The sequence below is a fragment of the Sulfurovum indicum genome, assembly GCF_014931715.1.
In the GTDB taxonomy this organism is placed as follows: domain Bacteria; phylum Campylobacterota; class Campylobacteria; order Campylobacterales; family Sulfurovaceae; genus Sulfurovum; species Sulfurovum indicum.
The window spans coordinates 2,153,008-2,179,115 of record NZ_CP063164.1 but is presented as its reverse complement, the minus strand read 5'-3'; the positions used below and the strand labels follow the sequence as shown (position 1 = coordinate 2,179,115).

At 44.2% G+C, this 26,108-nt stretch carries 26 protein-coding genes and 1 tRNA gene; 13 read left to right on the top strand and 14 right to left on the bottom strand.

Going from position 1 to position 26,108, the window contains the following annotated elements; genetic code table 11:
* Window positions 1-151 precede the first annotated feature (151 nt).
* From IMZ28_RS10820 to IMZ28_RS10795, 6 genes are all read left to right on the top strand, one after another.
* Window positions 152-1,171: a ribonucleotide-diphosphate reductase subunit beta gene (locus IMZ28_RS10820; RefSeq protein ID WP_197549861.1), complete on the top strand. Its 1,020-nt coding sequence runs from the start codon at window positions 152-154 to the stop codon at window positions 1,169-1,171.
* 11 nt (window positions 1,172-1,182) lie between these two features.
* Complete coding sequence (locus IMZ28_RS10815; protein WP_197548600.1) at window positions 1,183-1,914, top strand: carbon-nitrogen hydrolase family protein; 732 nt, start codon at window positions 1,183-1,185, stop codon at window positions 1,912-1,914.
* Window positions 1,915-1,968: 54 nt separating this feature from the next.
* Window positions 1,969-2,604, top strand: a complete 636-nt coding sequence (locus IMZ28_RS10810) for a protein-L-isoaspartate(D-aspartate) O-methyltransferase (protein ID WP_197548599.1) — start codon at window positions 1,969-1,971, stop codon at window positions 2,602-2,604.
* A 494-nt stretch (window positions 2,605-3,098) separates the two neighbouring features.
* Complete coding sequence (locus IMZ28_RS10805; RefSeq protein ID WP_197548598.1) at window positions 3,099-3,752, top strand: DUF3972 domain-containing protein; 654 nt, start codon at window positions 3,099-3,101, stop codon at window positions 3,750-3,752.
* Between the two features lies 1 nt (window position 3,753).
* The gene (locus IMZ28_RS10800; RefSeq protein ID WP_197548597.1) at window positions 3,754-4,860 is read left to right on the top strand and encodes a calcium:proton antiporter; all 1,107 of its coding nucleotides are present in this window, start codon (window positions 3,754-3,756) and stop codon (window positions 4,858-4,860) included.
* A gap of 77 nt (window positions 4,861-4,937) precedes the next feature.
* Window positions 4,938-7,439, top strand: a complete 2,502-nt coding sequence (locus IMZ28_RS10795; RefSeq protein ID WP_197548596.1) for an AsmA family protein — start codon at window positions 4,938-4,940, stop codon at window positions 7,437-7,439.
* Window positions 7,440-7,443: 4 nt separating this feature from the next.
* On the opposite strand, the gene IMZ28_RS10790 is transcribed toward IMZ28_RS10795, so the two are convergent.
* From IMZ28_RS10790 to IMZ28_RS10770, 5 genes are all read right to left on the bottom strand, one after another.
* Complete coding sequence (locus IMZ28_RS10790) at window positions 7,444-8,271, bottom strand: DUF58 domain-containing protein (RefSeq protein ID WP_197548595.1); 828 nt, start codon at window positions 8,269-8,271, stop codon at window positions 7,444-7,446.
* Between the two features lie 142 nt (window positions 8,272-8,413).
* Window positions 8,414-9,361, bottom strand: a complete 948-nt coding sequence (locus IMZ28_RS10785) for an AAA family ATPase (protein ID WP_197548594.1) — start codon at window positions 9,359-9,361, stop codon at window positions 8,414-8,416.
* Window positions 9,358-10,497, bottom strand: a complete 1,140-nt coding sequence (locus tag IMZ28_RS10780; protein ID WP_197548593.1) for a BatD family protein — start codon at window positions 10,495-10,497, stop codon at window positions 9,358-9,360. The genes IMZ28_RS10785 and IMZ28_RS10780 overlap by 4 nt, the downstream gene beginning before the upstream one ends.
* Window positions 10,478-12,025: a vWA domain-containing protein gene (locus IMZ28_RS10775; RefSeq protein ID WP_197548592.1), complete on the bottom strand. Its 1,548-nt coding sequence runs from the start codon at window positions 12,023-12,025 to the stop codon at window positions 10,478-10,480. The genes IMZ28_RS10780 and IMZ28_RS10775 overlap by 20 nt, the downstream gene beginning before the upstream one ends.
* Window positions 12,022-12,930, bottom strand: a complete 909-nt coding sequence (locus IMZ28_RS10770) for a vWA domain-containing protein (RefSeq protein WP_197548591.1) — start codon at window positions 12,928-12,930, stop codon at window positions 12,022-12,024. Before IMZ28_RS10770 ends, IMZ28_RS10775 begins: the two co-directional genes overlap by 4 nt.
* Before the next feature lie 140 nt (window positions 12,931-13,070).
* Between IMZ28_RS10770 and IMZ28_RS10765 the strand changes: the two genes are divergently transcribed.
* The 5 genes from IMZ28_RS10765 to IMZ28_RS10745 all read left to right on the top strand — a co-directional run bounded on the left by IMZ28_RS10765 (window position 13,071) and on the right by IMZ28_RS10745 (window position 16,868).
* Window positions 13,071-14,744 (top strand): L,D-transpeptidase family protein, encoded by a 1,674-nt coding sequence (locus IMZ28_RS10765; protein ID WP_197548590.1) that lies wholly within the window; start codon window positions 13,071-13,073, stop codon window positions 14,742-14,744.
* A gap of 3 nt (window positions 14,745-14,747) precedes the next feature.
* Window positions 14,748-15,341, top strand: a complete 594-nt coding sequence (coaE, locus tag IMZ28_RS10760) for a dephospho-CoA kinase (RefSeq protein WP_197548589.1) — start codon at window positions 14,748-14,750, stop codon at window positions 15,339-15,341.
* Window positions 15,338-16,084 carry a diaminopimelate epimerase gene (dapF, locus tag IMZ28_RS10755; protein WP_197548588.1) on the top strand — a complete coding sequence of 249 codons (747 nt, stop codon included), beginning with the start codon at window positions 15,338-15,340 and terminating at the stop codon, window positions 16,082-16,084. The genes coaE and dapF overlap by 4 nt, the downstream gene beginning before the upstream one ends.
* 11 nt (window positions 16,085-16,095) lie before the next feature.
* Complete coding sequence (locus IMZ28_RS10750) at window positions 16,096-16,731, top strand: tetratricopeptide repeat protein (RefSeq protein WP_197548587.1); 636 nt, start codon at window positions 16,096-16,098, stop codon at window positions 16,729-16,731.
* Window positions 16,732-16,792: 61 nt separating this feature from the next.
* Window positions 16,793-16,868, top strand: a tRNA-Val gene (locus IMZ28_RS10745).
* Window positions 16,869-17,056: 188 nt separating this feature from the next.
* Here the strand turns inward: IMZ28_RS10745 and IMZ28_RS10740 are convergent.
* Window positions 17,057-18,124 carry a YeiH family protein gene (locus IMZ28_RS10740; protein WP_197548586.1) on the bottom strand — a complete coding sequence of 356 codons (1,068 nt, stop codon included), beginning with the start codon at window positions 18,122-18,124 and terminating at the stop codon, window positions 17,057-17,059.
* A gap of 137 nt (window positions 18,125-18,261) precedes the next feature.
* Here IMZ28_RS10740 and IMZ28_RS10735 point away from each other — a divergent pair, with 137 nt between their 5' ends.
* Entirely contained in the window at window positions 18,262-19,179 is a 918-nt protein-coding gene (locus IMZ28_RS10735; protein WP_197548585.1) for a LysR family transcriptional regulator, read from the top strand.
* Here IMZ28_RS10735 and mobA read toward each other — a convergent pair.
* The 8 genes from mobA to gspG all read right to left on the bottom strand — a co-directional run bounded on the left by mobA (window position 19,166) and on the right by gspG (window position 25,102).
* Window positions 19,166-19,735, bottom strand: coding sequence for a molybdenum cofactor guanylyltransferase MobA (gene mobA / locus IMZ28_RS10730; RefSeq protein WP_197548584.1), 570 nt, complete (start codon window positions 19,733-19,735; stop codon window positions 19,166-19,168). The two genes, IMZ28_RS10735 and mobA, sit on opposite strands and share 14 nt — an antisense overlap.
* Entirely contained in the window at window positions 19,725-20,849 is a 1,125-nt protein-coding gene (locus IMZ28_RS10725; RefSeq protein ID WP_197548583.1) for an MFS transporter, read from the bottom strand. The genes mobA and IMZ28_RS10725 overlap by 11 nt, the downstream gene beginning before the upstream one ends.
* A complete protein-coding gene (locus tag IMZ28_RS10720) occupies window positions 20,846-21,334 on the bottom strand; it encodes an RDD family protein (protein WP_197548582.1) in 489 nt (162 codons plus the stop codon). The genes IMZ28_RS10725 and IMZ28_RS10720 overlap by 4 nt, the downstream gene beginning before the upstream one ends.
* On the bottom strand, window positions 21,334-22,092 hold the full coding sequence (locus IMZ28_RS10715) for a TIGR04219 family outer membrane beta-barrel protein (protein WP_197548581.1): 759 nt from the start codon (window positions 22,090-22,092) through the stop codon (window positions 21,334-21,336). The genes IMZ28_RS10720 and IMZ28_RS10715 overlap by 1 nt, the downstream gene beginning before the upstream one ends.
* A 294-nt stretch (window positions 22,093-22,386) precedes the next feature.
* On the bottom strand, window positions 22,387-23,601 hold the full coding sequence (locus IMZ28_RS10710) for a type II secretion system F family protein (protein WP_197548580.1): 1,215 nt from the start codon (window positions 23,599-23,601) through the stop codon (window positions 22,387-22,389).
* 84 nt (window positions 23,602-23,685) lie between these two features.
* On the bottom strand, window positions 23,686-24,102 hold the full coding sequence (locus tag IMZ28_RS10705; RefSeq protein ID WP_197548579.1) for a prepilin-type N-terminal cleavage/methylation domain-containing protein: 417 nt from the start codon (window positions 24,100-24,102) through the stop codon (window positions 23,686-23,688).
* Window positions 24,099-24,647, bottom strand: a complete 549-nt coding sequence (locus IMZ28_RS10700; RefSeq protein WP_197548578.1) for a type II secretion system protein — start codon at window positions 24,645-24,647, stop codon at window positions 24,099-24,101. Before IMZ28_RS10700 ends, IMZ28_RS10705 begins: the two co-directional genes overlap by 4 nt.
* Window positions 24,648-24,655: 8 nt before the next feature.
* Entirely contained in the window at window positions 24,656-25,102 is a 447-nt protein-coding gene (gspG, locus tag IMZ28_RS10695; protein ID WP_197548577.1) for a type II secretion system major pseudopilin GspG, read from the bottom strand.
* Window positions 25,103-25,172: 70 nt separating this feature from the next.
* Here gspG and IMZ28_RS10690 point away from each other — a divergent pair, with 70 nt between their 5' ends.
* The gene (locus IMZ28_RS10690) at window positions 25,173-26,102 is read left to right on the top strand and encodes a hypothetical protein (RefSeq protein WP_197548576.1); all 930 of its coding nucleotides are present in this window, start codon (window positions 25,173-25,175) and stop codon (window positions 26,100-26,102) included.
* The last annotated feature ends 6 nt before the right edge of the window (window positions 26,103-26,108 follow it).

Below are 26,108 nucleotides of genomic sequence, written 5' to 3'. Positions count from 1 at the left end.
TAAAAATCAGCATAGATGTGTATAATAATTTAAAAATATTTTACTCCAAAGTCTAAATGCTTCTTTTGTCAACAATATTGAATGAGCGATATAGTGTACTGTTGTCAGGTTGCATGGGCAGACTGTGGATAGACAAAAGGTGAATACATCAATGATACGTAAAAAGATATATAATCCTGATTCCCGGGAGAAGACTAATGAAAGAAAGATCTTTGGCGGAGACCCGACAGGGATATTCGAACTGAACGACATTAAATACCAATGGGCATACAATCTTTGGGAGATGATGCTGAACAATACCTGGTTCCCCAAAGAGGTTGATATGACCAGGGATGTGAATGATTATAAGCATTTGACCGATGCAGAGAAAACAGCTTATGACAAGGTACTGGCACAACTGATCTTTATGGATTCGCTTCAGACGAACAACATCATTGACAACCTCAACCCTTTCATTACCTCTCCGGAAGTGAACCTTATTCTGGTGCGTCAGGCTTTTGAAGAGGCATTGCATTCACAAAGTTATGCGGTGATGGTCGACAGTATCTCTACCAACACGGATGAGATCTACGATCTCTGGAGACGAGATATGAAACTCAAGTCCAAGAATGACACGATCGCCAAAGTCTATGAGGACCTCTCGAAAAATCCGACCGATACCAATATCGTCAAAGCAATGTTTGCCAACCAGATCCTGGAAGGGATCTATTTCTACAGTGGCTTTGCCTATCTCTATACGCTGGCACGTTCAGACAAGATGCTTGGAACTGCACAGATGATCCGTTTTATCCAGAGAGATGAGGTCACACACCTGCTGATCTTTCAGAATATGATCAATACGACCAAACGTGAAAGACCGGAGCTTTTTACAAAAGAGCTCATCGATGATATTTATGAAATGTTCAGAGCAGCTGTCAAACTGGAGAGCGAATGGGGGGCTTATATTACCCAGGGGCAGATACTTGGACTGACAGATGGGATCATAGAGCAGTATATTCAGTATCTGGCAGACAAAAGGCTCCATGCAGTCGGACTTGAGAAACTTTACAATGTTGAACACCCGATCAAATGGGTGGATAACTTCTCACAGTTCAATGATCAGAAGACCAATTTCTTCGAGGGGAATGTAACCAACTACTCCAAGGGAAGTCTCGATCTTGATGACTTTTAAAAGATAGTATCATGCTGTACCGACGTAAACCTATGCCGGTTGCTGCCTTGCAGCTGCCCTCGGAAAAACGCTATCAAACCAATCTGGAGAGACTTTTAGAGTATATCCATACCCATCGTGACAAAGAGATTATTGTTGCGCCTGAGGTCTTTCTGACAGCCTATGACTATGAGCACCTGACAACGGCAGCGAAGTTCTCGGCCAAAGCATTGAAGGTACTCAAACAGGAGATCGATGAACCTATACTGGTGTTCACGCTTCTGGTAGAGGAAGGGGATGTTTTCTATAATCAGGCTGTAGTGATACACAGACATAAAGTGGTGCATCGCCAGGAGAAAGTGAAGCTTTTCAAGCTGGGTGATGAAGATCTTTACCTTGCCGAGGGGAGGAAAAAACGCATTAAACCTTTTGAAATAGACGGGGTCAAGTATGCGATCCTGATCTGTTTTGAACTACGCTTTAAAGAACTCTGGAAACAGATTGAGGGAGCAGATGTGGTATTTGTTCTTGCACGCTGGGGATTGCCTCGAAAGCGTCATCTGGAGATCCTCTCTCAGGCACTGGCTGTGATGAATCAGTGTTATGTAATCGTCTCCAACAGCAGTGACAGTGACATGGCAGCCTCTTCTGCAGTCATCTCTCCAAACGGAAATGTCATTATGGATGACAGCCTCGAAGCAATAGAAGGCAGGGTCGATTTTAGAGAGATCAAGAAGCTTCGTCGTTATATCGTGATGAATTAACCATATTTTCGATAGAATTCACAGCATAAATAAGGGGCAGAGGAAAAGCAGGGTATGATAAAAGCGAGAAACAGACAAAATCTTGTGAATGAAATAGAACAGCATTTTCTGCTTGATACGCATGTCAAAGAGGCCTTTTTGGAAGTCGACAGGGAAGCATTTGTTCCTAATGAGTTCAAGCACCTCTCCTATAAACTTGATGCCCTGCCCCTTGCAGCCCGCCAATGGATATCCTCACCGCTGACCGTTGCCAAAATGACCCAGCACCTTGAACTGAAAGGTGTGGATTCCATTCTGGAGATTGGTTGCGGGAGCGGATATCAGGCGGCAATACTCAGCAAGATCTGTCGCCGTGTTTTTACCATTGAGAGAATTGATGAACTGCTCAAAGAGGCAAAACGCCGTTTCAGTGAACTTGAAATGCACAATATCTTTACCCGTTTTGATGATGGTCAGAGAGGCTGGAAACAGTATGCACCGTTTGAGCGTATTCTCTTCTCGGCAACAGCAAAAGAGGTGCCGCAGGTACTTTTTGATCAGCTTAAAGAGGATGGTATACTGGTTGCACCTATTCAACAGAGTGAAAATTACCATATTTTGACACGCTTTTACAAAAAGAACGGGCGTATTACCTCCGAGAGCATTGAACCATGCCTCTTTGTTCCGGTACTTGACGGTACACAAAAGTAGCTATGCTGATGTGTTCAGAAACAGAGTTTCTGAATATGAAATGCTTTATCATCCAATATGGAGTACTGCTATTTGGATGCTTGTAGGCTGACAGCTCAGAGCGGAGGTGCTGTTTTTTCTATTTAATCGGTTTTTCTATACCTTTCATTAAACTTATGCTATGATTTACTAAACTGTAAACCCGGGTTGTCTCATATGGGCACCTCTAATAACCCCATACGCCCATAATGGGTTTTGCAGATGTGAGATTTTGCAAGAGGCTTTCAAGTCCTAGCCAAAGCTAAGACGATGGAAGCCTCTTGTGAAAGATCGCGTCTGCAAAGCCCACCCTTTGGGCAATGCCGGCTTTGCCCTATGCGGCGTTACACTTTTTCGACTTAGCTACGGCTAGGTCTGTAAAGTGTGCCTTGCCTAGAACAAAGCCGACAATGTTATGTACATATGGGGTTATTAGAGGTGCCCATATGTTACCCGGAGGTAAAGAGGGGCAAGAAATGGAAAAGCTGATGAAACCTGCAGAGTATGCCAAAGAGCTTGGTATCTCCAGACAGGCGGTCTATGCAAAGATCAAGCGTGGTATATTGACAGCGAAGGATGTAGAGGGTAAGCTTTACATTGTGGTTGACAATGAAGATAATAAGTCTCAAACGACTGCAAGGCCCCCTTCCCCCAAAAGTACAGAAAGTGCCAAAACAGCAACCTTGAAATCGGACAAGCCTGTCTCAAAAGAGCTTCATAAAGACTATAAAGCACTGTTGTCTGCAAAAGATGAGACGATTGCCGTACTTAAAGATACAGTCAAGGATCTTAAAAAATCGAACAAACAGATCACCAGGACACTTCGCGGAGAGATAGATCTTCTTAAAGAGGCATTCCATGAAATGCGTGCACTCTATATGCATCAGCTCGAGTTCCAGAAACCGACTGAAGAAGCGATCGATGTGCTGAGTGAAGAGGCTGAGGAGAAGAGGCACTGGATCAGTGTAAAAAAGCTCTTTAAAAAGTTTGGACTGGATAAAACAAAACAGCAGGAGAAATTTCTGAAGCGTTTGAAAAAGGCATGGAAATCGGGGGATGAACGTATTGTAAAAGTAGAAGGGAAGTTCAGACTTGATGCCAGTGAAACATATGAGGATCTTTTAAAGTAAGATGAGTCTTTTTAAACAGTTCTCCAAAGAGTACAGTCTCTTTCTGGCAGTTATTACTTTTCTGGGTATAACCTACTTTGAACATGCACTGGTGCAGACTACAGCAGGAAACCTTATAGGGTTTGGTACTCTTTTTGTAGTGATCATCTATGCGGCAATGTCGGTAGCACATCATGCAGAAAAACTGGCCGAAAGGTTTGGAGAGCCTTACGGAACGCTTATTCTTACGATGTCGGCTGTGATAGTAGAGATCGTGATCATCGTTATCATGATGATGCATGCAGAGAATCCGGAACTTGCCAGAGATACCATCTATTCAGCAGTGATGCTTGATATAAACGGGCTTTTGGGCCTTGCAGCGATCATAGGCGGGATCAAGCATGGAGAACAGCCTTACAATGTAGACTCCTCAAACTCCTATCTCTCTATGCTGCTGGTTGCTATCGGTATAGCAATGGTGCTGCCTGAATTCATTGATCCTGTTTATCATCACCGGTTTATGTGGTTCAATGTGGTAGTCTTTGTCTTCCTTTACATCATTTTCACTCGTGTGCAGCTTTTGTCTCACAAATATTTTTTTGAATATAATGGGGACAGTGAAAATAGGGACAGTGAAACAGTATGTGAGAAGGAAGAGAGCTGCGAACTGCAACATGAGATCAATGCCTGGTATCACGCTTTCAATCTGGTTATTTCGATCATTGTCATCGGCGTACTTGCAGAAATTCTCTCTCTGTTTATGGGTAATACTTTAGAGACCTTTGGGCTGCCGCTTGCTATTGGTGCGGTCGGCGTTGCTGTGATTTCGGCTGCACCGGAGCTGATTACCGCTGTACGGGCGGCTGTTGATGACCGTATGCAAACAGTTATCAATATTGCACTCGGTGCATCATTGGCAACGGTCTTGCTGACGATCCCTGCAGTGATCATGGCCTCCTACTATCTTGAGATGGAGCTTAATCTCTCTTTGACTCCGGTACAGACGATGATGATCGCATTGACACTTTTGGTAAGTATGGTGAACTTTAATGACGGGGAGACAAATGTACTTGAAGGTTTTCTCCACTTTATTCTTTTTATAGTGTTTGTCTTTTTACTGTTTATCTAGGGTGCAGAACCTTGCCGGGAACTTTAAAAAGTGAATATCCTGGTTTACTTTCTTGATAATCGATGTATAATAAAATCATGTATAAAATTATGATCACACTTTTGTCACTGCTGCTTTTTTCTCTCTTAGTGCTTACCGCACTTTTTCTCTTTGTGTTCAGTGATTTTGGAAATGCAACAATGAAGCCCTATCTGAAGGAGCAGCTTGAAAAAAAGACAGGTATGCCGGTGGAAATCAAAGCGTACCGGTTGCGTGCGGGCAGCCTGAAGCTGAATTTGCTGATTAATGGAGAAGTGCATACAGATATCGTTTCACGATATGATCTGTGGACACGTTCTTTTGATGGTGCATATCATATCGTGGCAGATCATTTTGCATATGGAGGTATGAAGCTCCGGCAGGCAGATATCAAGGGGAGATTCAAAGGGGTTGCAGAGGATATCCGTCTCAGCGGTAAAGGAACGGCACTGAATGCGCCGATCGCCTACAGGCTGCGTTTAATCAATGGAGAAGTCCGACAGGTCGAAGCATCCATGCAGGGTCTCTCTTTGGCAGAAGTGCTGGAACTCACCAAGCAGCCGCCTTTGGCAAAAGGAAAGGCTGACCTGGAGATCAATATGCCCAGTATCGGCAAACAGGGAGCCAAAGGGTATGCCAGACTCAGTGTAAATAAGGCGCTGTTTGACTATAAACTGGTAGAAAAGTACTATCATTACTCTTTGCCCAAAGAGAGCTACTTCTCTCTCCGGGCAGATGCAGCACTCAACGGCAGGAGAATCGTTTTTTCGGCGGACGGGAAAAGCAATCTGTTCAGAATGAAGGTGCATGACGGGGTATTCTATACGGAAGAGGGAACACTCAGAGCCCTGTATGAGATGGATGTCAAAGAGATGCGTATTTTGACCGATAACAGACTTTCTGGCCCATTCAGTGCAGTGGGGAAAGTAGAAGTAAAAGAGAAAAGAGTACAGATTACAGGGGAAAGCCACTCTTTGGGCGGTATGCTTATGTTCAATACAGGAGAGCATACCGAGATCGATATGGCATCACTTTCTGTGGCAAAGGTCTTGCGTTTTGTAAAGCAGCCTGTATGGATGGACGGAGTACTTCATGGAAAAATCAGGATCGATGACAAAAGAGTGCAGTCGGGTAGTTATGTGATCGATATAGAGGAAGGAAAGCTCAATGCCAAAGTGATCGAAAAAGTATTCAAGTATAAGATCCGTGAACATAACAGCCTGATACTGCATTCGGAAGGGAAGATCGAAAACAAGATAGTTCAGGCAGATACAAAAGTACGTTCAACTGCAGCTGATATCATGCTTCGATCGATGAAGTACGATATCGGTAGACAGAGACTGGTCTCGAAGTATGATGTCAAGGTTCATGATGCAGCGCTGCCAGTGACCGGAACCGGTGCACAAAAAGGAAAAGCGGTCACTCTAAGCGGAAATGTTGAGTATGATAAAACGATCTCCGTGAGGGGTGAAGCAAAAGGTCTTGGCAAGAAGGTGGCATTTGCCTATGATGGAGTGAAAGCTGAACTGGATGCTCTGCAGTTCTATACAGATAAAGTATTGGTACTTATGGGCCTGCCTGTCTATGTGAAAGGAACCATGGATGCAAAAGTGAACATCACCGATCTTAAGCATCTCGACGGCACATTCTATTTCAAAGGGAAAACGTTGACCCTTCAGCCTGAGGCCATGCAGAAGCTTACGGGTAAGCCGGTGAAGATGAAGCTTTCCTTGGCAGCTAAAGGGGTGATGAAAGAGCATGTGGTTTATGGAGATACTGCAGTGAAGATGCCGGAACTGGGTGATATTCATCTCAAAAAGATCGTAGCAGATACGGAACAGAGAAACTTCTCTGCACAATACCATCTGGATATTCCGGATCTTGCAAGGCTTTATACTCTGACAGGTTTCAAATTTTACGGACCGTTAACACTCGATGGCAAGCTCAGTAGGACAAAGCAGTTGAAAGTAACCGGAAATACGGGATCTTTGGGTGGAAGTGTGAACTATACACTGACTGGAGATCAACTTAAGACAAATATAGAAGCCGTTCCTTTGCCAAATATCTTAAAGTTTATGGGGTATCCGCAAAGTTTTCTGGGAAAGGCTTCGGGTAAGGCAGTGTATAATATGAGATCACAAATCGGTGTTGCCGATCTCAATATCACATCTTTTCAGATCAAGCCGAGTGCATTGACTGAGGTACTAAAGGGGGTACTGGGAAAAGATCCGGCACGGATCATCTTCCTGTCAACCACACTGCATGCCAATATAAAGGGTGATGACATCGCTTATACTTTATATGCAAAAGGCACACGAAGTGCCATAGAGATTACAAAAGGCAGGGTCAATAAAAGAACCAAAATGCAAAGTGGGCGACTGAAGTTCGTGTATGAAGGGTATACGGTTTATGGAAAGATCACAGGGACGACCGATCATCCGAAGATCGTTCTTGATACAGGTGCCATACTTAAAGAGAAATTTGGCAACAAGCTTAGAGAGAAGTTGGAAAAGAAGTGGGGAGAGGGAGCAGGATCCCTGCTGAAAGGGCTCGGTCTGTAAGACGCTACCGGAACAGAGAGATAAGCTTTTCTACAGACTCCTCATCCGTAAATATCTTTATATAACGTATATCATACTGTGAAAAGTGTTCGAGTATCTTCTCATCATTTGCTTCCCGTCTGGCAAGGTAGCGGGTAACACTCCGTTTGCCAAAGTAGGTATTGAACTTTGTTCCGCTTCTGGGGTCCTGCATGATGATCTCACCCTTTTCCCCCGGAAACTCTTCTTCTCTTTCACGAATGACAACAGCGATCACTTCATGGCGTTGTGCCAGCAGAGAGAGGTCAACAGGGGTAAGGAAGTCGTGAAGAATAAAGAGCAGGGAGGGTTTGTGTATCCGTTTGAAAAGATCATCAATTGAAGCTTGCAGGTCAAGTTGGGAGTGAAGCACTTCGAGGGAATGGATCTGTTCTGAAAAATGTTCTATCTCAAAGAGCTGTTTGGTAGGAGGTGTCATATATATCTGATCTTTGGTGTAGAGCAGCCCACTGAACAGGTCGTTGTTGTGCTGGGTAGCATAGCCCAGCAGTGAAGCTACCTCTGTCATGGTTTTCTGTTTGGCATTACCGGCACCAAAATAGACCCCGCCATCCATAAGTACAGAGACAACGACAGAGAGTTCCCTGTTGGCATGCAGCTCTTTAATATAGGGTTTGCCAAGCTTTGCTGTCACGGTCCAGTTGATCTTTCGGATATCGTCTCCCATCTGGTATTCACGCAGTTCGGCAAAATCATACCCTTCACCATGCAGTCGGGAAAGATTATGGCCGCTTAAAAGAGTGTAGACCTGGTGTCTTGCCTTGAGCTGGAGCGCTTTGAAAGAAGAACTCATAGAGTGACCTTTTTTTTCACGAGTAGTGTTGGTATGCTTTGCTTTGCAAAGCTTTTATTCAAAAGAGAATCTTCCCAATCATCAATTGCTAGTAACCAATGACAGATGCAAAGCATCCTAAACGCTAAACACTGAATACTTTTCATGGTATCGGCACTGTTTCTATGATCTTTGTGATGATCTCATCGGTTTTAATCCCTCTGGCCCGTGCTTCATAGCTGAGTACAATACGATGGCGCAGGACATCATGGATTATGTATCCGATATCAGCAGGGGTGACAAAGTTGTTACCGCGCAAAAAGGCTTTTGCACGGGCTGCCTTGTAGAGGTCGATGGAGGCACGGGGGCTGACACCGTACATAATGTTCTGTGAAATACTTTCAAGACCAAATTTTTCCGGAGTTCTTGTAGCAGTGACAAGCTGGACGATATACTGCTCCAGTTCCGGATCAATATGGATCTTTTCCAGTTCCTCCTGAAGAGCACAGAGATCTTCGATACTGAGCACCTTTTGTACTGCTTCAAAACTTTTGGTCGCCCCTTTTCGCATGATCTCCAGTTCCTCTTCTTCTGTATTATGGGAGACAACAAGCTTCATCATAAAACGGTCAAGCTGTGCTTCCGGCAATGTATAGACCCCCTCCTGTTCGATGGGATTCTGGGTTGCCATGACAAGGAAGGGTTTTTCAAGAGTAAAAGTCTCATCGGCGATGGTTACCTGTCTTTCCTGCATCACCTCAAGTAGCGCGGACTGTACTTTTGCGGGAGCACGGTTGATCTCGTCGGCCAGAAGCAGATGGGTGAAAAGAGGACCTTTTTTGATGCTGAAAGTATGGTCCTTGGGATTGTATATCTGTGTACCTATGATATCTGAAGGCAGAAGGTCCGGAGTGAACTGGATACGCTTGAAATCCAGCCCCAATGTCTTTGCAAGAGCATTGATAGTCGTGGTTTTTGCAAGTCCGGGTACTCCTTCAACAAGAATGTGTCCGTCACTGAGCAGTCCTATGAGCAGTCCTTCTATCATTGCCTCCTGGCCAATGACTGCTTTGTGTAATTCCTCTTTGAGTTTGGTGATCTTAGTTGTCATATCAGTTGCTCCTTTGCCTCTTGTTTGAGTGATTTTAGTGAGTATGTCCCTTCCCCGTAAAGTTCTTTTTCCAGTTTTGCAATGACTTTGGAGAACTTTGCTGCATCATGTGCCAAAAGCAGTTGCAGAAGCATTTTTTTGTTATTGCATACGTTGATCTTTTCAATAAGCGGGTGGGCGGTATTTTTTGTTCTTTTTTTCTGCCATTTGACAAGCCATGCTGCGGCAAATCCGGAAGCAAATGCTAGCAGATAGCCAAAAAGTGTTGTCATCCAGCTCCAGTCGGTACTTAATGGAGGAGGAGTGTCAACCTTGTCAACCAGTTCATTGATATCTCTTTTGTCTATATTGATCTTTTGTAAAGGGATCTCAAGCGTATAGCTTTGCTCTTTTTGGGGATTGAATGCTCTGATCATTATGGCAGGGAGTACAAAACTTTTGTTGTGGGAGAGAGCCATCGGGTAGATGATCTTGTTCTGTGTACCTTTTTGGGAGTGACTCGTATGGATGATCGGTTTTTCACTGAAGAGAGTGAAGTTGGTATCTCTTGGCAGCAGATGCGTGAGCAGAGGCGGGTACCCTTCTCCGCTAATGGTGACTTGGAAAGGGATCGGTTCATAGGCTTTTGCCTCTTTTTGTTTCAGGTCATAGGTGAGATTGAAGTCTCCTACGATCTGTGTCCCTTTTGGAAGAGCTTTGACATGCAGAGTAAGTGGAGGCAGATCTATTTTGGTATCTTCTGTAACCAAACCTTTGACATTGTCTCTGTCACCGGAAAAACTGTATGCAACACTCTCGTCATTGGTTACACGTTTGACAAGATCGAAATGGACTTTGACCTCTCCGGACTTTAGCGGATAGAGGAGGTAGAGGTAGTGCACCTTTGCATTGTGGTGTGTGTCGGTCTCTTCCGAATCGATCCGTTGAAAAGTGTAGTCATCGCTTGGTTTGAGATCGAAATTGAAAAGCAGGACAATATCATGGTTGGTCTGGTTCAGATCGATGGAGAGAAGAAGAGGTTCTTTCACATAGGGGTTATGTTTCCGGATATGATAGTTAAAGCTGAAATCTTCTGCCTGCAGGGTGACAAGCCATAGTGTCAACAGCAGCAGAAACTTACCAGGGATGTGTTTCATGGATGTATCCTTTGTTGATGAGCTCGTAAACCTTCGAACTGAGTGGTTGCTGTTCCTCTCTTTTATCGAGTATCAGTTTCTGTTTTTCCTGCTTCTTTTTTGTACTTTCCTGTTTTTCGCCTCCGGAGCCGGAGCCGGAACTTTGCTGCTCCTCATCCTGAGTTTTTTTGGACTGACTGCCCTTTTCTGCATTACTTTTGCTGCTGTCGCTGCTTTGGGATTTGGGATGGGAAATACCAAGTTCCGCACGCTTTTTTTTCTTTAAAAGTGCAATGATTTTCAGGTTGTGCAGAGCATCTTCGTCATCTCCCAGCTGCAAGGCTCTAGTATAATATATCTTGGCTTTATCATACGCTCTTTGCATTGCATAGGCATTGGCAATATTGTAGTAAAGCTTTTGTTTGACCGATGCTGAGGTAGAATGGATGGCTGAGTAGAGGGCAATGGCTTTTTTGTATTGGTGCAGCTTGTAAAAGGTATTGGCCAGAGCGAACTGTTTTTGTAAAGAGGGTGTCTCTATTTTTGTAAGGATACGTTTCGTAGTGTTGTATTCTTTGGCTTCATAGGAATGATAGGCTTGGTCAAGGTAGAAGGTATCGAGGAAGGATGCCTGAAGCGGTATACCCAGGAGGGCAAAAAGTATCAGCAGGTATTTCGAGGCACGGGTATGCAGCATCAAAAAGAGCAGGAGAGCCAATAAAAGAGGTATCTGGTAGAGTTCGGTAGTGGTATAGTGCAGTTTGTTCACTCTTTTGGCTTCCAGGTGTGATTGTGAAAAACTGCGGTTGATGGCATCGGAAGTGCTTTGTGGATTCCCTGATGCGGTCAGGTATGTACCGTTCATGGCTTGTGCAAGCTCTTTGAGAAGAGGGTTGATACGTGAAACGACCAGATGGTTGTCGCTGTCTTTGAGCATACTTCCATCTTCTGTGGGAATGGTTGTCCCCTGTTTGCTTCCCAGTGCCAGGATAGTCAAGTGAATATCGGTATCTTCAAGTGCTGTTGTCAGCCTCTTCAGGTCTTTCTCTTCTCCTCCATCGGTGATGAGCAGCAGTTCACGGTGGACTTTTTTCATGCTTGAGATCTTTTTAAAGAGTTTTTCAAGTGATGTACCTTTGGTGAGAATGTTGTTCAGATCAAGAGCATTGAGTGCTGTCCTTACGAGTATATGGTCTGTTGTAGGGGGAGAGAGAAGCAGGGGGTTGGTTGTAAAGGCGATCAGCATGATGTTATCCTGTACATTCTCTCTCAAGAGGGTATCAATAGTTGCTTTGGCATAGTCGTAGCGGGTAGGCTTGACATCGGTAGCCCGCATTGAGTAGGAGACATCCAGTGCAATAAGCACCTCTTTTGCTTCGATGCTCTCTTCCTGAAATCCTTTTTGCAGCTGTGGACGCGTAAGCGTAAAGACCAGCAATAGAAGGATGATCAGATGGACTCTTTGTATCAGGAGATTGGGTTTCAGGTAGAGAAAGAGTAATCCGAAAGGGATCAGCAGCCAGAGAAACTGTGGATAGAGAAGACTCATTCTCTCCCCCTCTCTTGACGGAATATCCATAAAAGCAGAAGACCTATCACAATGATCAGCGGGAAAAAGATAAGCAGTCTCTGGTTCAGATAATTCTCCCCGCGGATGCGGCTGGGTTCAAGTTTTGAGATTTCGGAAAAGACTGCACTGAGTGCTTCTGCACTGTTTGCACTGTAGCTTTTCCCGCCACTCTTTTTGGCTATAGTTTGCAAAAGTGCGGCATCGTAGTCACTTTTTTTGCCGATTCCGATAGTATAGATCCTGATTCCAAGCTTTTTTGCTTCGGCAACTGCTTGTTTTGGTGAATATTTCCCTGCATTATGATATCCGTCAGTAAGCAGAATAATCACTTTGTTTTTTGCTTTTCCATAGGAGAGTGTACGGATGGATTGCATGATGGCATCACCAATGGCGGTACTTTCTCCTGCAATACCGACTGTGGTCATGTCAAGCAGATATTCCAGAGCTTCCAGATCGTATGTGAGGGGGGAAGCAGTGTAGGCAAAGGTACCGAAGATCACGGCACCTATATTGTCATCGTAACGTTTTTGGGTAAAGGTCTTAGCCAGTTTGAGGGTGACTTCATATTTGCTACTGAAACGGTTCCTGGCATCAAAACCGCTTTGTGCCATGGAGCCGCTTGCATCAATGGCAAGGATAAGATCACGGCCCTTTTTATACTGGTTGCCTTCACTCTCATAGACAAAGGGTTTGGTCAGAGCAATGACCATAAGTGTAAAAATGAGAATTTTGAACCACTGTTTCCATGAGAGAAGAGAACTCTCCTTTCCTGCCCAGTCAAGTTTTGAAACATAGAAGCTTCTGTCTGTTTCTCTGCACCAGAAAAAGCAGGGCAGTAACAGTAGAAGCAGTAGGAACCAGGGTGACCCGAGTGTAAAATGCATACCTTTCCTCTTCCGATCCTGCTGTGAATGCATGAAGTATTCAAAGCGTTCTTATTTTAGCATTTATCTGATAACGTTACGATATAATTATTTGAAGGGCACCTCTGATAACCCAAAAACTTACGGTAAAGCGAGACAAGATGCAGCAAAGTTGGAAGCAGGCAAGGCTCTGGTTGGGTACAGCAGTGATGATACTGTCACTGCACATGACGCCTTTGTATGCCGGTCAAATGGCATTTGAAGAGCATGCAACGGATGTAATATTCAACTCTTTGAAGACCCAGCCTTCCAAAAGTTTTTTGAAAAGGTTTTACAAAGAGCTTCTGTTTTTACCGGTCTGGATGCAGGAAAAGGGTCTTTCTTCACCGGCTAAAGGACTTTTTGGAACGATGCAGGAGGATTTTACACTCGATCCGGAAAGTAAGCTCTACCGTGATGCCAGACTTCTTTATGAGGAAGCGCAAAACCTTTATCTTTCCCAAAGTACATTCCTTCAAAAAATGGAGATGGAATTTAAGATCTCTTTGCTCTATAAAGCCTATATAGACTATGCTTACTTTGGCAGTATCAACTGGGGGGCATTTCAGGCACGCATCTCCAACCTGAAGGTCAACGGGGTAAGTACAGAATGGGTACTGCACCGGCCGGATGTGGATCCTGTGAAGATGGTGGAGAGGGCATTGCTTGGAGGAGACATGAAGAAGGAACTTCAGGCTGCTGTACCGACAGCCTACCACTACCGGGCATTGCAAAAAGCGCTTAAACACTATATGGATATTGAAGCTGATGGCGGTTGGCAGAGGGTAGTGCTGCATAGAAGAAAACTTGACCCTGGCAGCCATGACGAAGGAGTATACTCTCTTCGGGAACGACTGAAGGTCACAGGTGATTATACCGGATGCAGTGAGAGTGTAGAGGGGGAGCTGTATGACGGTTGTCTTCAGGAAGCAGTCAGGCATTTTCAGAAACGTAACGGACTTAAACCAGACGGTGTTGTGGGACCGGCAACACTGAGAGCATTGAACACTCCTGTCTCTGAGCGCATTGCAACAATTCGCCTCAACCTTGACCGTATCAAGTGGCTCAATCCGAGACAGCCGCATCGGCATATCATCATCAATATTCCGTTTTTCACACTCTACTTTGAAGAGAACGGGAAGCTGATTCAGAGTATGAAAGTGATTACGGGTAAACCAAATCACCCGACACCGATCTTTTCCGATGAGGTGGAGATAATTGTGCTCAACCCCTACTGGAATGTGCCAAAAAGTATTGTTCAAAAGGAGATGATCCCTAAACTCCTGCGTAATCCGTATGCAATGAGGAAAGAGGGGATCGATGTCTATACGGGCTGGGGCAGAGATGCCAGAAAGATCGATCCTGCTTCGGTTAACTGGGCAGCTTACCGGTACAGTAAACATCTTCCCTATCGTTTTGCCCAGCCACCCGGCTACAGAAATGCCCTGGGAAAGATTAAGTTTCTTTTCCCTAACAGATTTTCTGTTTATATGCATGATACACCGACAAAACCTCTTTTTAAAAGAGAGAAGCGGGCTTTCAGCCACGGATGTGTACGCCTGGAAAAACCAAGGGAGCTGTTTAGAACGTTTGCAGCGTTTGAAGAGAACATTGATCTTGCAAAATCTGAACAGATCCTTCAAGGTAAAAAGAATGTCCATATGCGTTTGAGCAAAAAGGTACCGGTCGATATTGTCTATCTGACCGCCTGGGTGGATTATGACGGAAAATTGCAGTTCAGGGATGATGTGTACCATTATGACCGGATGCAGCTGCAGTCTTACAAAAGGTGGTAAAAGATGACATTTGACTATGCTGTGGCACTGACAGGAGGCATAGCGACAGGAAAAAGTTCTGTGGCAAAAATGTTTAAAGAAGATGGGTTTACAGTTATTGATGCCGACCGGATCGCACATGAGATATTGGAAGAGCAGCGTGACCGGATCGTTAAAATGTTTGGAGAGGAGATGGTAAAAGAGGGAAGGGTTGACCGAAAAGCGTTGGGTACCGTGATTTTTGCAGATCCTCTGAAACGTAAAGCTCTCGAGCATCTGCTACACCCTTTGATCTATGAGAGGATTGAAACGGAAGCACAAACAGAAGATGCAAAAAGGAAGCCGTATATCGTGGATATCCCACTCTTTTTTGAAGGGAAACGCTATCCTATAAAGCGCTCTCTTGTTGTCTATGCACCACAGGAGAAACAGATAGAAAGAGCGATACTCAGGGACGGACTTGACAAAAAAGCGATACTGGAACGGATCGCTGCACAAATAGATATTGAAGAGAAGCGCTATATGGCCGATTTTGTCATCGACAATAGTTGTGATAAAACCCAACTTAGGATAGAATACGAGCAAGTAAAAGATGCGATACTGAAGGAGTTTGCATGACAGTGACCAAATACTCTGCCAACGGAAATGATTTTATCATCTTCATTGCGCAGGAGAAAGCAGACAGATCTGAGCTTGCAAAGAAGCTCTGTCATCGCCAGAATGGTGTGGGAGCAGATGGGATGGTGGTAGTGCTGCCTCATCCTGAGTACGATTTTGAATGGGAATTCTACAATGCAGACGGCTCTTATGCGGCAATGTGCGGAAATGCCAGCCGTGCAGTGGCTCACTTCGCCCATGAGAAAGGGATCAGCAAGAACGGTAAAGCGGAGTTCCTTACCGGTGCGGGAGTGATCCATGCCACGATCAACGGTCTGTATGTGGTCAGTGATATGGTTGAACCACGTATTATCCGAACCGATATTGAAGAGGATGATGAAATATGGTGGCTGATCGATTCAGGTGTACCGCACCTGGTAGCAGTACGTGACAATATTGATACATTTGATCTGGAACAGGCACGAAAGCTTAGAGAAAAATACAATGTCAATGTCAACATCTGTAAGATAGAGGGGAATACGATGTATGTCCGTACCTATGAGCGTGGTGTGGAAGATGAAACACTGGCGTGCGGAACGGGTATGGTGGCCTGTTTCATTCGTAATCATAAAGAGGGGAAAGTGCCCGGCCAGGTCAAGGTACACCCTAAAAGCGGAGATGAGCTGTATGTCAGCTGTGAAGAGGGTGTATACAGATTTGGCGGGAAAGTGACCAAGACATTTATTGCCGAAACATTGATATGAAGAGGACGGGAATGAAAAAGATACTCTTAGGTGCAGCATTGGCAGTTAGTTTGTTTGCCGGTGAGTTTGACAATGCAATGCAGGCCTACAGGAACGGAAGTTATATTGAAGCACTTAACGGTTTTTATATACTGGCCAAGAATGGTGATGCAAAAGCACAGTATAATGTCGGATTGATGTATGCTATGGGGAAAGGTGCCCGGCAGGATATTAAAAAGGCGATGGAGTGGTATGAAAGGGCGGCCAAGCAGGGACTGGCTTCTGCACAGTATAATCTTGCAGAGATCTACCATAGTCTTGGCGAACAGGAAGAACATTCCTATGAGCGGGCAAAGTACTGGTATGAAAAGGCTGCACAGCATGGGATCATACAGGCACACAATAATCTGGGTACGCTTTATCTTGAAGGCAAAGGTGTTGCCCAGGATATACAAAAAGCATTTGAACATTTTAGGAAAGCAGCCGATATGGGTGATGCCAATGCGCAGCTTAATGTAGGTATTCTGTATGCCTGGGGAGAGGGTATTCCGACCGATAAGCTCAAAGCATATGAGAATCTCAAAAAAGCTTTGAAGCTTGGTAAGACAGAAGCAGGTAAATACCTGGACAGACTCTGTGCAGAGAGCAGTTGGGTTTGTCAAAACTAACTCTTCTTTATGAGAGGAGTTTAAGCTATTTTCGTATATAATTCCCACCTACAAAATATGTGGTCGCGTAGCTCAGTTGGTAGAGCACCACCTTGACATGGTGGTGGTCGATGGTTCGAGTCCATTCGTGGCCACCACTATCATAAAGTCTATTTTACATATGCCCTTAAAATTATAAGTGCTATTCAAATTTAATCATGCAGTCAATTTCTTGGTAAGTTTTTCAAAAAATATTTCATATGGTGTTCTGTAGTTCAATACTTTTCGTTGTGAAGAAAAACAAACTACTCTGTAACGCAGGCAGAGCAGAAAAAGTCAAGAGGACTCATATCACCTCAACAATAAGTTTTGTTACAAGGAAGCCACCGACAACCAGCCATACGAACATACTCGATGCTGTATAGACCGGTGCGAGTCCGAGCCCTTTGAACTTTGCAAAGATAGTTCCCATACCAAGAGCGGTCATTGCCATAGTAAGCAGAAAAGTATCGACTTCATTGATGAGAGATACAATGTTCTCAGGAAGCAGATGCAATGAGTTGAAGCCGGCAACCATGATGAAGTAGACAGCAAACCAGGGAATAACAAGAGGCGTCTTCTCTTTACTCGCTCCTCCCTCTTTATTGGCACTGTACGAGAGATAAAGCCCGAGGAGTATAAGCATTGGAGCGATCATAATAACACGTGTCATTTTCACGATCACGGCAGCATCCGCCATCTCTTTGGGGGAACCGGGTACAGAAGCAGGAACTGCAACAACCTGTGCTACTTCATGGATGGTCCCTCCCACATAGATACCGAACTCTCTTGCTGTCATATGCAGGAAACCTGTAGCATTCTCAATGAGTGTTGTGTAGAGTACCGGGTAAAGGAACATAGATATCGTTCCAAAAAGAACGACCATCGATACAGCAATGGCTGCTTTGTACTCTTCGGACTTGAGTACCGGTTCCGTGGCAAGAACAGCAGCAGCACCACAGACAGCGGCTCCGGATGCAGTAAGAATGGAAGTATCTTTCTCCATACCGAACATCTTGTAGCCAAGCCATGACCCAAGGATAAGTGTGGATGTCAGCATGATAAGCGAAACAAGAAATCCGTCCATTCCGACTGCAGCGATCTCCTGGAAGGTAATACGGAAACCGTAAAGCACGATAGCAAAACGAAGGATCTTTTTTGCAGAAAAGGTGATTCCGCCCTGCCATTCTGCCGGTGTCTGGTTATGGAGGGTGTTGGCGTAGAAGATACCCATGACAATACCGATGACCAATGGAGAGAGGCCAAGTGCTTTGATCGGACCCATGCCGGCGAGGTAGGTTGCACCTGCAGCAAAAATAGCAACGAAAATGATACCACTTAAGGTACCTTTGCGGTGTTCTGGTGAAAATGGCATACTTTTTTCCTCATTAGTAAAATTTCATTCAAAAAAATTGATTACTTTTTTGAAATTCTACCATATTTCTGATATAATCATGAAATAAATCAAATAGTGTACAATAATAAATTTTTTAGAATAAAAGAGAGTCAATCATGAAACTAACACTCAGACAGATGGAAATTTTCCTTAATGTGGTAGCCTCAGGGCACCTGACCAATGTAGCCAAAGAGATGAACCTCAGTCAATCAGCGATTTCAATGTCCATCAAAGAGCTTGAGAGTATTCTGGGTCGTCCGGTATTTGACCGTATTAACAAGAAACTGGTACTGAATGAGGTGGGACGTGCTTTTCACAAAGAGATAGAGCCGCTTTTTAGAAAGCTTTCGGATATAGAGTATGAGTTCCAAAACTCTGAGAACAAAGGGATGATCCGTGTAGGGGCGAGTACAACGATCGTAGATTATCTGATGCCTTCGATCATCTGCAGCTATATGAGCTCTTATCCTGATGTAAAGATCACGCTTAAAGAGGGTAATACCAAAGAGATCACAGAGATGATCCAAAGCGGCGAGATCGATGTCGGATTTGTTGAGGGCTTTGTTTCGGGGTCAGATATTATTAAGGAGAAAGTTGGGATAGATGAGCTGATTGTTGTCTCTTCCCAAAAGGATCTATGCGACTCATGCTATATTGATGAGTTGGCGGATAAACGGTGGGTACTGAGAGAAGAGGGGTCCGGAACGCGCGAAGTCTTTCTTGACTATATCAAAGATAAGGTGGATAACCTGAATATCTTTTTTGAGCTTGGACATACAGAATCGATCAAAAGTATTTTGATGAACCGGGAATGTCTTACCTGTATCTCGAAAATTTCTGTAGAGAATGAACTGCAAGAAGAGAAGCTTTACCGTGTAAAGGTAAAGAACTTTGAGTGTAAGCGTGACTTTTTGTTAATCTATCATAAAGACAAATACCACAGTACGCTTTTTGAGAAGTTCCTCTTCTTCTCCAAAAAACTGATGATACAGATGCTTGAGAATGAAAATCAGCTACAGGTTAAGAAGAAATGATCTTGAGAGCTTCCCTGTACTCATGGGGATGGTTCAGGTTCATGAACGCTTTTTTCTCCTCAAAAGCCATATAAGAGGTATTTGCCTGCTGCAGCAGTATGCCCAGTTTATGGTTACCTCTTTCCAGCTCTGCTTTGGCAAGGGGGAGTATCGAACGTGAGTAGCGTCCGCACAGCGGCTGTAGCTGTCCTTTGTTTTTAGCTATCACAGCATCATAGCCAGACGGTTCTTTCAGTATGCTTTTAATAATATTCTCTTCTATAAAAGGTACATCGACACTCAAAATAAAGATTTCATCCGTATCCAGAGTTTCAAAAACGGAAACAAGTCCGACAAGCGGTGAACTTTCACTATAGAGGTCCTGTATAAGCGGTGCTTCAAAGTTGAACTTTGCACTTTTTGTACTGAGATAGATTTTCTCGAATATTTTGGACAAACGTTCATACTGATACTGTACAAGGGTAGGAAAACTGCCAAAAGGGAGTAGGGCTTTGTCCTCTCCCATGCGGGAGCTCTTCCCTCCGGCAAAGATAACAGCGGGCATTTTATGTTTCATGCAGTACCTCCTTCTTGCGTCTCTGATGGATCCACAATACCACAAAAGCCATAAAGGTAATGCCTGATTCGACCAAAAAGAGGTACTCTCCGTATATCTGTCCGGAGAGTACAGCACCGACAGAGCCTCCCAGTCCGAAAGCGATACCCAGGAAGAACTGCTGTGCCAGTTTTTTCTGGGTATAGAGAGAGAAGACATAAGTGATGGCAGCGGTATGGTAGAGAGCGAAACTGACTGCATGTAAAGACTGTGATGCAAAGGTTAGTGTGACAGAATCAGGAAAGAGATAGAGTATAAGCCATCTTCCTGCCGTCACCAGTGTGGCAAACTGCAGAATATTGAGCAGATTCCGTTGCAAAAGAGGCCCCTGGAAGTAAAGCATCACGATTTCGCAGATCACGCCGAAACTCCACATCCAGCTGGTCATCTCCAATGAAATACCGTGGGAGGTCTCATAGATGGTGAAGAAGTTGTAGAATCCTCCAAAACCAACCTGCATCAAAAAGACCGAAATCCAGAATGCCCAGTACTTTGATAACGAGAAGGTTGCATCCTCCAGGGAAGATGTATGCTCTGTTCTGTCATACTTGATGAGAAGAGTACCAAAGAGCATTGTAAGAAAAGTCATGGCTGAGAGGTAGTAAAGTGCTTCAAACGGTACAGTGAGTACTTTCCCCAGCCATAGTGCAATAGCCATAAAACCCAGTGAACCCCATAAACGTACTTTACCGTAACGGCTTTTGGAAAGTATCGCAAGTGCAATGGTCTCTACATAGGGAAGAGAGACCCCCATGGCACCTCCAAAGAGAAGGTTGGCGATGAGGTATAGCATAAAGTGATTGACTGTAGCCCAAAAAAGCAGGGTCGCAGCAAAGGTAATAATGAGTGCTGCAAGGTAGACTTTGGGGGTCAGTGTGACAAAGTGTCTGAAGATGAAAGGGAGAAGAAAGCGCATAAAGGGAGCAGCTGCATAGATGATCCCTACTTCCACAGCATTGTACCCAAGGTCAAGCAGAGCCTTTGGCATAAATATCACATAGACACCCACCAGGGCAAAATAGAAAAAGTAGAAAGCACTCAAAAAGAGTGCCAGGGGCGTCAGTAGTGTTTTCATGGTTTTCTGATGACAGCTGTTCCGCTCAGCAAGTCATGCAGGTTCTTGTTATCCTTTCTGAAGAACATCAGCATCCAGCCAAAGAGCGTTGCCATGGAGAGAATGGCACAGAGATTTCTGAACAGAATCAGAAAAAGAGAAGGACGTTTCCCTGTTGCCTCATCGATGACCTCTATCTTGTAGGCACGGTATCCTGGTGTCTGTCCGCTTTTGTACATGAAAAGTGTCTGTAAGACAACAAGCGGTACAAGAATATAGAGCCATCCCACTATCTTATGTTCAGCAAATCCCTCGCGTCCGCCCATCACCAGATAGAAAACCACATACATAATCGGCATCAGAAGCATAAAGCTGTCAGTGAGAAAAGCTTTGAGTTTGTCACCTACAGTTGCATAGTTTTTCCGAGGCGTTTCTCTCTTGGAGTTGTTTGTCTCTACAGGGGCGGCTTTTCCCTGTTTGATATCTCTAAATCGTTGTTTTGCCATTAGAAATTCCAGACAAGAGATACATACGGCCCTTTAAAGTCCATATCGGCAGTTAATCCGTTTTCAAGATCCTTACTGTCAAGATGTATGGCTCTGTACCCTGTTTCGATACCGATTCCCATACTGAAAGTATAGCGTGTACTTATCTCATAGTCATAAAAAGTAGTATCTTCATAGGTAATGAAATTTCCTTCGGCCTGTAAACTGATATCGGTTGCAGGAATATTTGCTCTGAATTTTCCATAGAGCATAGGGACCAGGGAAGTAAAACTGACAACTTCATGTTCTTCCAGGAGTGAAAGAAACGGTGTGACCGTAACATCGATGTTGCCATCCAAATAGCGTAGTGTGATACCGGTATCGATTTCAATGGTGTTATCCAGCAATGCGTAGTAGGATGTGACATCATACATTTTAAGATCAAGGGAGGAGTCTATATCTCCGTCTACATTAATGATACCTCCCCAGGAGAAGGCGGTAACGGTACCTCGTCCATTATGTGACAGGTTTGTATAGCCTACCTTTAGATTCGGGAGAAAAGGTACGGGGTGTTCCAGATAGGCTTTGAACATCATATCCTGCTCTCTGCTCCACCCCAGATCTTCTTCAAGATCTACAGAAGAAGAACTTTCATAGGAGGCATAACCATTCGGAGAATGGCTGAAAATACCCAAAGAGATCTCTCCCCCCATACCGTCTGCGCAAAGAGCAGATGTAGCAAACAGTGCTGAATATCCCACTTTTTTTAAAATTGTCATTATGTTTCTCCTTGTTTCATATATGGGCACCTCTAATAACCCCATATGCTCATAACATTGCCGGCTTTGTTCTAGGCAAGGCACACTTTACAGACCTAGCCGTAGCTAAGTCGAAAAAGTGTAACGCCGCATAGGGCAAAGCCGGCATTGCCCAAAGGGTGGGCTTTGCAGACGCGATCTTTCACAAGATGCTTCCATCGTCTTAGCTTTGGCTAGGACTTGAAAGCCTCTTGTAAAATCTCACATCTGCAAAACCCATTATGGGCGTATGGGGTTATTAGAGGTGCCCATATTTTACTTCAATCCCTGTGTCATGGTAAAGATCGGCAGCAGCATGGCAGAGATGATCACCCCCACTACAGCTCCGATGACAAGCATCATGAACGGTTCGAGCATACTCAGAAGTATTTTAAGTTTTTCTTCATTCTCTTCAGCATACAGTTTAGAGATGTTTTCCAGTATCTCTCCTACTTCACTGGACTCTTCTCCCAATGCAAGCGACTGCATGAAGTTCCGTTTGAGTTTGATCCCTTTGCTCAGCTGCAGAGCATTGGAGAGCTTGTTCCCTTCCATTACCTTGATCGAGGCATTTTCAAAAAGGCTGATCAGTTTATAGTTCCCAAAAGAGGCAACGGCAAGTTTGACAGCCTGTGCATAAGCGACACCGCTGTTTAGCAGTAATGATAGGATATAGGAAAATCTTCCGAGTTCATGGTTTTGTATGAGTGTTCCCAGTACAGGTACTCTTAAGAGCCATCCGTCAATAAAGCGGTGAAAGGCATCGGTCTTTGTATAAACAAGCTTGAAAATGATGATGAAGAGTATGATCCCCATGATAAGATACAGATAGTAAGCGGTTAGAAAGTCACTAATATTCAAAACGAACTGTGTGATAGGAGGAAGTTGCTGATCCGTATCTTCAAATATCTCTGTGATCTTCGGTACGACAAAGGTGATAAGAAATGCTGTCATGGCAACGGCAACGGTAAAGATAACGGCGGGGTAAACCATTGCCCCTTTGACCTGTTTGCGTATTTTATCCTGAGCAGAGAAAAAGGCCCCCATATTGGTCAGTACTTCTACCATTTTCCCACTCTGTCCGGCAATATTCAGACTCTGAATATAGAACTCTGGAAGTGTATAGACCTTTTGGGTGTTCAATGCATGGTAGAGAGACTTCCCCTCATCAATCATTGTTTTGAGGGAGTTGAGAAAAGAGACATAGCGTTTTTCACCCTCATGTTGGTTTTCCAGAAGCTTGATGGCAGTAAGAATGGTCATGCCGGAATTAAGGTATGATGAGAGCTCCTTGGAGAAGGAGGCAAGCAGTTCACCCGGCATCTGTCGTCTGGTCAGGCTTTCAAGGGAAAAAGCTTTGGCAGGGGTGAGTGATTCATAATAGATGCTCTGGTTTCGCAGCTTCTGTCCAGCTTCTTCTATAGAGCTTGCTGTGACCGTGCCTTTGGCACGTTTCCCCGTTTTGTCAAACCCTTTGTACTTGAATAGCATCTGTCTCTCTCTTCCTTGTGATCATGAGGAGTATTATAACTTTTTTAGCTTTTAGTTGAAGCGACAGGTATTTTGCTCTATGTCCTAAAATGACTGTATCTGAAAATGAAAGTAGGAAGAGGCGTAATCTCCCTTGAGTTTGATTTCGTTAATGATTGCAGCCGGTCCACCCTTCATCTCTTCATAAGGTGTCAGGTTGATCTTTTCAGGAATGAAGATATTTCTTTTGAGCTCTTTGAGTATCTTTCTGCTCCTGAAAGTATCGACCTTTAATTCATTCTGCAGAAGATCGTAGGCACTCTTCTCTTCCTTGTGGTAAGACATAATATTTCGGTCTAAAAAGAGAGAGTCCTCCAGAGCATGTTTGTTGCGTTCGGAAATATAGATAACCTGTTCATGGTTCTGGGAATGGATCTGCAGTACATATATGATGGAGGTAGAGAGTATCAGTACAGAGACCAGGATCTCGATAAGGGTGAAAGCAGGGCGTAAAGTATTCAATAAAAGTCTCCCTGTCTGTTAAGATCCTGTGTATGTAAAAGCCAGAGCTCCTGCGCTTTTTGAAGTGAATCAACTTTTTTGACCTCACCGAAATAGGAAGGAAGGAAATAGACTCCTTTATCCGTTTTTAAAATAAGCTGGGAAGAGCTTCCGTTGCGATAGAAGTCGATCATCAGACAGATCTTTGTATCCTGATAGCGTCCATACTCCTTTTTTTGCAGATTGTCATTTGCATCAATCGTATAGACCTCAAGGTTGGGAAAGTCGGTTTTCCCTGGATATACCTCAAATGGTGAAGTGATATCTTTGCGCAGATAGCAGGAGGAACAGCGGTTGATGCAGATAAAAGTCCCTTCTCCCTGAAAAAGGGAACTCCCCCTGATATTTTTTTTCAGAGAGAGCGGGGTAAGAGGTTCCGCTTTTACTGCAGTTTTCTCCACTCCGCTGAATCCCAGGAAGTAGACAAGAGAGACAATAAAGATGACCAGAAGAAGCTCAATAAGGGAGAAGCCCCGGTGCATCCTTTCTCTTGTGTATGGTGGCATACAGGGGACTATTTGTTACACTCGGAGAAGAGAATGTCTCTGCCGTTCTCTTCCCCTCCTTCTTTTCTGTCCGCTCCAAAGGAGATGATCTCTACACTATCCCCTTTATTGATATATACAAACGGTGTTTTCCATGAATCTTTCGGCAGTTTTTTCAGGTAGGGTTTTGTACGGTAGTTCGGATACTTGTCTGGATCGGGGTTGTTGAGAAGTGCGTTAAAACCTTCTTCCGTATCAGGGTAGATACCGTTGTCAAGCTTAAACATGTCCAGACGTTTTTTAAGGTCGTTCATTTTCAGGCAGACGGTATCACGCTTGGCTTGATCGGCTGAATCCATGAGACCGGGTGCGACAACGGCAACAAGGCCTCCCAGAATAACGATAACAATAAGAAGTTCGATCAGAGAGAAGCCGCTTCTAAGCATTTTGTTCTGTCTGTTTACAGGTGCTTTCATAACAATCCTTGGTTTACTTTGGTATAATATTTACAATATTTTAACGATTTTACTTTAATAGAGCTTTTAGATGGATAAACCCCTTGCATTGATATCTTCCGGCACTTCCCAGAAAAGAGGGTTTGCCCTTATCATCACTCTCTCCGTACTGACAGTACTTATTGCATTGGCCGGAGTGCTGATCGGATATCTGGATATTGCCAGAAAAGAAGCAAGTGCGACCAAAGCTTTGATTCAGGCCAATCTCTATTTTGCTGACCTGAAAGGGATCATCGGTAAATTCAAAGAGAAGAAAACGCTTTATAATACGCTCTACACATCCCCCGTTCCGTTACAGTCCAAAGACGGACGTTTCTCCATGGTCCTGCAGTGCCGTCCGTTGACCAACGGGGTGAATATCAATTGGCTTGGATATGGTAATGACCCGTTAATGGTCGTACAGTACAATACTGTACAAAAGGTCTTTGAAGCATTGGTTCAGGAGTATGATATTGAAGATCCTTCCAGACTGGAGGAGATACTTTTTGAAGCTATAGGAAATGATAAGAGCGGGGTCGGGGAAGAGCAAAGACGTTTGAGACAAAAAGATGGTATTATATCATATCAGCAGTTTGAACAGCTTCTAAACCGGTATCAGTTCGAAGTGGATGACAAGAAAGTCGGACGTATAGCGTGGAGAAAATATTTTGTTTTCAACCCTGTCTCCAAAGCAGCAGCAAAGAATGTGATCGCGGGAGACTACCTTTCGATAGAACTGCTCTCAATCCTTTTTGATATTGACAGGGAAACACTTAAAGAGGAGTGGGTAGAAGCAGAGGGAGCGCTTAAAAGTCTTTTGTCCCGATACGGTATTGCCTTTGACCAAAAACTGTATACAGAAAAGTTCGTTGACCAGTCACACTGTGAGGTGACCTTCGGGTACGAGGGGGAACAGTTTATGTTCGCATTTATAGATAAAGAGGGAGAGGTAAAAGATTTTGAGTTTTATGGGAAGCAGTAGAAGGCT

Excerpts from the sequence above, each read along its gene's own strand:
- IMZ28_RS10690 (WP_197548576.1), top strand. The coding sequence starts at position 25,173 with ATGGATAAACCCCTTGCATTGATATCTTCCGGCACTTCCCAGAAAAGA.
- coaE (WP_197548589.1), top strand. The coding sequence starts at position 14,748 with ATGACATTTGACTATGCTGTGGCACTGACAGGAGGCATAGCGACAGGA.
- IMZ28_RS10790 (WP_197548595.1), bottom strand. The coding sequence starts at position 8,271 with ATGAGTTCTTCTTTCAAAGCGCTCCAGCTCAAGGCAAGACACCAGGTC.
- IMZ28_RS10750 (WP_197548587.1), top strand. The coding sequence starts at position 16,096 with ATGAAAAAGATACTCTTAGGTGCAGCATTGGCAGTTAGTTTGTTTGCC.
- IMZ28_RS10800 (WP_197548597.1), top strand. The coding sequence starts at position 3,754 with ATGAGTCTTTTTAAACAGTTCTCCAAAGAGTACAGTCTCTTTCTGGCA.
- IMZ28_RS10765 (WP_197548590.1), top strand. The coding sequence starts at position 13,071 with ATGCAGCAAAGTTGGAAGCAGGCAAGGCTCTGGTTGGGTACAGCAGTG.
- IMZ28_RS10780 (WP_197548593.1), bottom strand. The coding sequence starts at position 10,497 with ATGAAACACATCCCTGGTAAGTTTCTGCTGCTGTTGACACTATGGCTT.
- mobA (WP_197548584.1), bottom strand. The coding sequence starts at position 19,735 with ATGAAACATAAAATGCCCGCTGTTATCTTTGCCGGAGGGAAGAGCTCC.
- IMZ28_RS10805 (WP_197548598.1), top strand. The coding sequence starts at position 3,099 with ATGGAAAAGCTGATGAAACCTGCAGAGTATGCCAAAGAGCTTGGTATC.
- IMZ28_RS10715 (WP_197548581.1), bottom strand. The coding sequence starts at position 22,092 with ATGACAATTTTAAAAAAAGTGGGATATTCAGCACTGTTTGCTACATCT.
- IMZ28_RS10795 (WP_197548596.1), top strand. The coding sequence starts at position 4,938 with ATGTATAAAATTATGATCACACTTTTGTCACTGCTGCTTTTTTCTCTC.
- IMZ28_RS10740 (WP_197548586.1), bottom strand. The coding sequence starts at position 18,124 with ATGCCATTTTCACCAGAACACCGCAAAGGTACCTTAAGTGGTATCATT.
- dapF (WP_197548588.1), top strand. The coding sequence starts at position 15,338 with ATGACAGTGACCAAATACTCTGCCAACGGAAATGATTTTATCATCTTC.
- IMZ28_RS10735 (WP_197548585.1), top strand. The coding sequence starts at position 18,262 with ATGAAACTAACACTCAGACAGATGGAAATTTTCCTTAATGTGGTAGCC.
- IMZ28_RS10720 (WP_197548582.1), bottom strand. The coding sequence starts at position 21,334 with ATGGCAAAACAACGATTTAGAGATATCAAACAGGGAAAAGCCGCCCCT.
- IMZ28_RS10775 (WP_197548592.1), bottom strand. The coding sequence starts at position 12,025 with ATGAGTCTTCTCTATCCACAGTTTCTCTGGCTGCTGATCCCTTTCGGA.
- IMZ28_RS10785 (WP_197548594.1), bottom strand. The coding sequence starts at position 9,361 with ATGACAACTAAGATCACCAAACTCAAAGAGGAATTACACAAAGCAGTC.
- IMZ28_RS10710 (WP_197548580.1), bottom strand. The coding sequence starts at position 23,601 with ATGCTATTCAAGTACAAAGGGTTTGACAAAACGGGGAAACGTGCCAAA.
- IMZ28_RS10700 (WP_197548578.1), bottom strand. The coding sequence starts at position 24,647 with ATGCCACCATACACAAGAGAAAGGATGCACCGGGGCTTCTCCCTTATT.
- IMZ28_RS10770 (WP_197548591.1), bottom strand. The coding sequence starts at position 12,930 with ATGCATTTTACACTCGGGTCACCCTGGTTCCTACTGCTTCTACTGTTA.
- IMZ28_RS10725 (WP_197548583.1), bottom strand. The coding sequence starts at position 20,849 with ATGAAAACACTACTGACGCCCCTGGCACTCTTTTTGAGTGCTTTCTAC.
- IMZ28_RS10820 (WP_197549861.1), top strand. The coding sequence starts at position 152 with ATGATACGTAAAAAGATATATAATCCTGATTCCCGGGAGAAGACTAAT.
- IMZ28_RS10815 (WP_197548600.1), top strand. The coding sequence starts at position 1,183 with ATGCTGTACCGACGTAAACCTATGCCGGTTGCTGCCTTGCAGCTGCCC.
- gspG (WP_197548577.1), bottom strand. The coding sequence starts at position 25,102 with ATGAAAGCACCTGTAAACAGACAGAACAAAATGCTTAGAAGCGGCTTC.
- IMZ28_RS10810 (WP_197548599.1), top strand. The coding sequence starts at position 1,969 with ATGATAAAAGCGAGAAACAGACAAAATCTTGTGAATGAAATAGAACAG.